The following is a 5,901-nucleotide window of genomic DNA, read 5'->3' on the forward strand; positions in this document are numbered from 1 at the left end:
CCGGGCGCTGGGGCGCCGGAGCAGGCTCCGCCACCGGCGCCGGCCCCGCCGAAGCAGCGCGCTGCGAAGGACGTGAGAACTCCCGCTCAGGCGCCGCCCGCATCGGCGGCTCGACACCACCCTCGGCCGGGGTGGCGGCCGGCGCCGTCGCGCGGCGCTCCAGGCGTTCGATGCGAGCCAGGAGCGCCTTCTCCGCGTCCGTCACCGACGGCAGCAGCATCCGGGCGGCCAGCAGCTCCAGTACGAGCCGCGGGGACGTCGCGCCGCGCATCTCCAGGAGTCCATTGTGGACGATGTCTGCGTAGCGCGACAGCGTCGCCAAGCCGATCCGCTCGGCCTGCGCCACCATCCGCGTCAGTTCCTCCTCCGGCGCGGACACCAGCCCGCCCGCGGAATCCGGGACCGCGCGCAGCAGCACCAGGTCGCGCAGCCGGTCGAGCAGGTCCGTCGCGAACCGGCGCGGGTCGTGGCCGGCTTCGGCGAGCTTCTCGACCGTGCCGAACACCGTCGCGGCGTCCTCGGTCGACAGCGCGTCCACCATGTCGTCGATCAGCGCGACGTCGGTGACGCCCAGCAGCGCCACCGCGCGGCTGTACGACACGCCTTCGGGCCCGGCGCCGGCGAGCAGCTGGTCGAGCACCGACTGCGTGTCGCGCGCCGACCCGCCGCCCGCGCGGATGACCAGCGGGTACACCGACGGCTCGACCTCGACGCCCTCCGCGGCGATGTTGCGCTCCAGCAGGGCGCGCATCGAGCTCGGCGGGATCAGCCGGAACGGGTAGTGGTGCGTGCGCGAGCGGATGGTGGTGAGCACCTTGTCCGGCTCGGTCGTCGCGAAGATGAAGATCACGTGTTCCGGCGGCTCTTCCACGATCTTCAGCAGGGCGTTGAAGCCCTGCGTGGTGACCATGTGCGCCTCGTCGATGATGAACACGCGGTAGCGCGACTCGGCCGGCGCGTAGAACGCCTTGTCCCGCAGCTCGCGGGCGTCGTCGACGCCACCGTGGCTCGCCGCGTCCAGCTCCGTGACGTCGACGCTGCCCGACCCCTCCGGCGCCAGCGCCTTGCACGAGTTGCACTCGCCGCACGGGTCCGGCGTCGGGCCCTTGGCGCAGTTCAGCGAGCGCGCCATGATGCGCGCGCTGGACGTCTTGCCGCAGCCGCGCGGGCCCGAGAACAGGTAGGCGTGGTTGATCCGCCCGGCGGACAACGCCGTGCGGAGGGGATCGGTCACATGCTCCTGCCCGACGACCTCGGCGAAGGTTGCCGGACGGTACTTGCGGTACAGCGCGAGAGCCACGTCGCGAGGGTACCGGGCACCACCGACAACCTTCGCCGTGCGGGTCAGGGCAGCTGGGAGAGCAGCGCGTTGACCTTCGCGACGTGCTCCGCGGTGAAGGCGTCACGCGCCCGCGCCTTGCCGAGCTCACCGTCGAGGTAGGGCTGCAGACCCGACCGCGGGCCGTCGAGCACGCCTTGGGCGACGGCGTTGACCTCGGGGCCGTCGGACAGCGTCCGGGTCACGTAGACGTCCAGGTCGACCAGGTGCGCCTCGTACTGACCGTGCGCGAGGAACTCGCGGATGTCCGCGACCGTGCCGTCGAGCGCCTGCTGCGCCCACGACTTCGTCGCCGGTCCGCCTGCCGCCATGATCTGGTTGACCTCGACCCGGTCGTCGGTGTCGCGGCCCGGGTAGTCCCCGGTGCGCAGCAGCGCGACCACTGCCGAGTACGGCCCGGCCAGCGCGTCACGGGCGGCCTGACGCAGCCCGGGGCGCGCCTTCTCGTCGGCCGCGATCGCCGAAACGGCGGCCCGGTCGTCGGTTTCCTGCGCGGCCGCGAGCCCGCCGCGCACGAACGTGACGACGTCGTCGTCGGAACCGCTCAGCGCCGCGCGGGCGGCGTTCTTCACCGCGGCACCGCCGTTGCGCAGCAGGTAGGCCGCCGCCCGGCGGCCGTTCGGCACGGTCAGCGCCGGGTCGGCCGCGTCGGTGAGCAGCTTGTCGTTGTCGGCCTTGGCCTGCGCCGCGCGGGCGGCAGCATCACGGGCCTGCTGCTCGGCGTCGGCCTCCGCACCGGCCGCGACCCGCGCGTCCTGCTGGGCCTTGGCTTGCTGGCCGGCGAGCCGGTCGGTGTTCGCCTGACGCGCGTCTGAAGCGATCTTCGTCGCGCGGCTCCTGGCCAGCTGCACCCCGATGGCGCTGTGGTGGGCCGCGGCGGCCTTGCCGTAGTCGACCTGCGCCTGGATCCCGGCAAGTTCGGTGTCGCCGCCCGCGGCGACCTGGCGCCACACGGACAGGAAGTACCGGATGTCGTCCGGGGTGCCGTCGAGCGCCGTCTGCGCGGCCGCCCGCACCTCGGGACCACCGGCCGAGAGGGCCTGGTTCGCGGTGATCCGCTCGTCGGTGTCGCGCGCCTGCTGCAAGCCGGTCTCGAGGAACGCGCGGACGTCGGCGGGCGTGCCGTCGAGCGCCCGCTGGCCCCGGGCGTTGACGATCGGGCCGCCGGTGCTCATGGCCTGGCCGACGGCAATCCGGTCGTCCGCGATCCGCGCCTGGGCCAGGCCGGTGGCCAGGAAGGCCCGGATGTCGTCGGCCGTGCCGTCCAGCGCCTGCTGGGCGGCGCGCTTGGTGACCGGGCCGCCCGCGCTCAGCGCCTGGTCGACCAGGACGCGTTCGTCGGTCTCCTGCGCCCGGTACCGGCCGGTGGCCAGGAACTCCCGCAGGTCGGCGGCGGAGCCGAGCAACGCCGTTTCGGCGGCCCGGCTCACCCCGGGACCGCCGGTCTCCAGCAGCGAGACGGCCTGGGCCCGGTCGGGCAGGACGTCCGCGGCGGCCGGCGTCGCCAAGGCGACGGCGGCGAGCGCCACGGCGGCGATTACTGCGTTCGCACGCAAGGAAGAACCCCCTCGATCGATGATCGTTCCGGTCACTTATCGCGGAGCCCGGCGGAATGTTTCCGATAACCTCGGACTCCGTGAGCCGTTCGCGGAAGACCGGGCCGATGCCCGGGCGCTACCCGGTGCGCTTCGGCACCGCGGAGCTGATCCGGGACGCCGACCGCGCGAACGCCTGGCTGCTGTCGGTGGACGGGGTCGCGCAGTCGTACGTCGACCTCGACACCCCCGACAACCTGGAGTTCGACTACGTCCGCCGGTTCGGGGACGTGGTGGACCAGCTGCCACCCGGCCCCGTCGACGCCCTGCACATCGGCGGCGCGGCGTGCACGCTCCCGCGCTACGTCGCGGCGACGCGGCCGGGCTCGCGGCAGCTGGTGTTCGACGCCGACGGCGAGCTGGTCGACCTGGTCCGCGCCCAGCTGGGCCTGCGGCTCCCGGGCCTGCGCGTCCGGATCACCGACGGCCGGACGGGCCTGGCCACCCGCCGCGAGGACACGGCGGACCTGGTGGTGGTCGACGCGTTCGAGCGCGCGACCCTGGCCGGCGGCCTGGCCACGCTGGAGGCGACGCGCGCGATCGCGGAAATCCTGCGCGCCCCGGGCATCTACCTGGCCAACATCACCGACGGCTCGGGCCTGCCCTTCGCCCGCCGTTTCCTGGCGACGCTGCGCGAGGTCTTCCCGGAAGTCCTGGTGCTGGCGGACCCGGCGGTCCTGAAGGGCCGCCGCTTCGGCAACCTGGTGTTCGCGGCCTCGGCCACCCCGCTCCCGACCCCGGAGATCGACCGGCGAACAGCCTCGGCGGCCTTCCCCGCACGCTGCGTGCACGGCGCCGAGCTGCGAAAACTGGCAGGCCGGGCAACCCCGATCACGGACGCGGACCTACCACCCTCACCCCAACCCCCAGAAGACGTCCTGGGCCTCTTCTGACCCTGGCCGCCCCGCAATGCCATGAAAGAGTCGTTCACCTCGCCAGACGAGATGAAAGGGTCGTTCACTACGTCCCGGCCCAAGGCCCGGCAAAGTTGCGGCGGCTCGCTCGGCCGCGGCTTCGCTGACGTCTTGAATGAGTCATTCAGGTCTTCGGAGGTCCTGAATGACTCATTCAAGACACCACGGCCCCACCCACCCGGCGCGACTTGCCGGGCCCCGCGAGCCGCGGCAGACCCGCCCACCCGCGCCGACGGCACCGTGGGGGCTCCGGGGGCTCGGCCCCCGGGCAAAACGACGAAGTTGCAGGCCCGGCGAAGGGGCGAAGCCCCGAAGGCCGGAGCCGAAAACGAAGGGGACCCCGCGCACCCGCCAGAGCCTGCTTATCCTTGCTGCCTTCCGGCCCTGGGGAGGTTCACAGGGTGGACGCCGCGCGGGGTCCGTGGATCAGTGTAGCGAACTCCGCTCAAGCCCCCGCGCCCGCCTGGGCTCGGGCCTTCTTGAACGTGTTGTGCAGCACCGCGAGCAGCGCGTCCCGCACCGACAGCTTCTGGCGCGCGTCGAACGTGATCAGGGGGACGTCCTCGCTGACCGCGAGGGCCCAGCGGATGTCGTCGAGGTTGTGGCCCAGTGCCCCGTCGAACATGTTCACCGCCACCACGAACGGCAGGCCGGCGTTCTCGAAGTAGTCGACCGCCGGGTAGCAGTCGTCCATCCGGCGGGTGTCGACGATCACCAGCGCGCCGAGTGCGCCGTGGACCAGGTCCTGCCACATGAAGCCGAAGCGGTCCTGGCCGGGTGTGCCGAACAGGTACAGCTTGACCTCGTCGTCGATCGTGATGCAGCCGAAGTCGAGCGCGACCGTGGTCGTGGTCTTGGCCGGGACGTGGCCGGTGCGGTCCACCGAAGCCGCCACCGACGTGATCGCCGCTTCGGTGGTCAGCGGCTTGATCTCCGAGATGGCGCCGACCGCCGTCGTCTTGCCGACGCCGAAGCCGCCCGCGATGACGATCTTGACCGGGGCCGGCGGGCGGGGCGCCGGTTCAGTGAATGGCTTCGAGTCCACGAATGACCCTTTCGATCATGCCGAGGTCGTGCTTGTTGTGGTTCGCCGGGCGCCGGACGACGACGTAGCCCAGCTCGGCGAGGTCGGCCACCAGCACGCGGGCGACGCCGATGTGGAGGCCGAGCATGGCGGCCACCTCGGCGACCGACATCGTGCTCCGGCAGAGGGAAACGATTTCCTGCCGCTCGAACGTGAGCTTCGGGTGCGACGCCGCACCGAGGCGGGACGTCATGACCTGCGCCTCGATCTCGAGGGTCTGGTCCACCGGCTGCGCCCGCCCCGAGGTCATCAGGTACGGCCGCAGCAAGGAGATGTCCGGCTCCTCGGTCATCACGCACCCACGGTGTTCTTGAGCTCCTCGATCAGGCCCGGCGTGAGGACTTCGGTGGCGCGGTTGGCGAACATCGCCATCTCGTAGGCGATCGTGCCGAGGCTCGCCTGCTTGTTGGCGAGGACGCCGAGCGAGCAGCCGATGCTGATGGTGCAGACCAGCAGGTAGCCGTGCTCCAGCTCGATGATCACCTTGTCCGGCGAGCCGAGCGGGTGGCTTTCGGAGACGCCGTGCGCGAGGCCGAGCATGGCGGAGGAGATCGCGGCGAGGCGGTCGGCGTTGGAGCGCTCGAGCTCCGAGGACACCGCGATCAGCAAGCCGTCGGCCGAGACCGCGATGGCGGCGATCGCGCCCGCGGTGTGCTGCGCGAAGCGGCTCACCAGCCAGTTGAAGTTCTGGGCTTCGACACTGACTCCAGGTGCGGGGATGCTCATTTCCTGCTCTCTTCTCCTCGTTCCATCACACGACCGGCGACCACGCCTTGGGGCGGGCTGTCTGCCGTCACCACGTCCGCCTTGGCCAGGCCGGCGGCGAACGCGTCGAACGCCGCTCGCTCGGCCGCCGGGTCCCGCTTGCTGCGGTTGACGACGGCTCGGGCGATCGGCCGCCCCGCGGGCTGCTGGCGCAGGCCGGGGGCGAGCTGGGCTCCGGGGACGCGGCGGACCAGGCCGTCCCGG

7 protein-coding genes and 1 other RNA gene are annotated in these 5,901 nt (G+C 72.3%); 1 reads left to right on the plus strand and 7 read right to left on the minus strand.

Going from position 1 to position 5,901, the window contains the following annotated elements; translation table 11 throughout:
- On the minus strand, window positions 1-1,300 hold a 1,300-nt coding region (locus tag G3I65_RS28645; RefSeq protein WP_160698866.1), incomplete at its 3' end, for a DNA polymerase III subunit gamma and tau.
- Between the two features lie 44 nt (window positions 1,301-1,344).
- A complete protein-coding gene (locus G3I65_RS28650) occupies window positions 1,345-2,895 on the minus strand; it encodes an ALF repeat-containing protein (protein ID WP_160698867.1) in 1,551 nt (516 codons plus the stop codon).
- Between the two features lie 107 nt (window positions 2,896-3,002).
- On the opposite strand from G3I65_RS28650, the gene G3I65_RS28655 reads away from it, so the two are divergent.
- On the plus strand, window positions 3,003-3,827 hold the full coding sequence (locus tag G3I65_RS28655; RefSeq protein WP_160698870.1) for a spermidine synthase: 825 nt from the start codon (window positions 3,003-3,005) through the stop codon (window positions 3,825-3,827).
- 350 nt (window positions 3,828-4,177) lie between these two features.
- Here G3I65_RS28655 and ffs read toward each other — a convergent pair.
- From ffs to G3I65_RS28680, 5 genes are all read right to left on the minus strand, one after another.
- Window positions 4,178-4,272: signal recognition particle sRNA small type (gene ffs, locus G3I65_RS28660), an RNA gene on the minus strand.
- 21 nt (window positions 4,273-4,293) lie between these two features.
- Entirely contained in the window at window positions 4,294-4,893 is a 600-nt protein-coding gene (locus G3I65_RS28665; RefSeq protein WP_160698868.1) for an ATP/GTP-binding protein, read from the minus strand.
- Entirely contained in the window at window positions 4,871-5,224 is a 354-nt protein-coding gene (locus G3I65_RS28670) for a DUF742 domain-containing protein (RefSeq protein WP_160698871.1), read from the minus strand. Before G3I65_RS28670 ends, G3I65_RS28665 begins: the two co-directional genes overlap by 23 nt.
- Window positions 5,224-5,658 (minus strand): roadblock/LC7 domain-containing protein, encoded by a 435-nt coding sequence (locus G3I65_RS28675; protein ID WP_086861817.1) that lies wholly within the window; start codon window positions 5,656-5,658, stop codon window positions 5,224-5,226. The genes G3I65_RS28670 and G3I65_RS28675 overlap by 1 nt, the downstream gene beginning before the upstream one ends.
- Window positions 5,655-5,901, minus strand: a 247-nt coding sequence (locus tag G3I65_RS28680; protein ID WP_160698869.1) for a hypothetical protein, incomplete at its 5' end; no start/stop codon positions are given. The genes G3I65_RS28675 and G3I65_RS28680, both read right to left, overlap by 4 nt.

Origin of the sequence: Amycolatopsis sp. SID8362 (assembly GCF_010550475.1) — a bacterium.
Classification (GTDB): domain Bacteria; phylum Actinomycetota; class Actinomycetes; order Mycobacteriales; family Pseudonocardiaceae; genus Amycolatopsis; species Amycolatopsis eburnea.

Coding starts and splice junctions, on each gene's coding strand:
- G3I65_RS28655 (WP_160698870.1), top strand. CDS start 3,003: ATGCCCGGGCGCTACCCGGTGCGCTTCGGCACCGCGGAGCTGATCCGG.
- G3I65_RS28670 (WP_160698871.1), bottom strand. CDS start 5,224: ATGACCGAGGAGCCGGACATCTCCTTGCTGCGGCCGTACCTGATGACC.
- G3I65_RS28675 (WP_086861817.1), bottom strand. CDS start 5,658: ATGAGCATCCCCGCACCTGGAGTCAGTGTCGAAGCCCAGAACTTCAAC.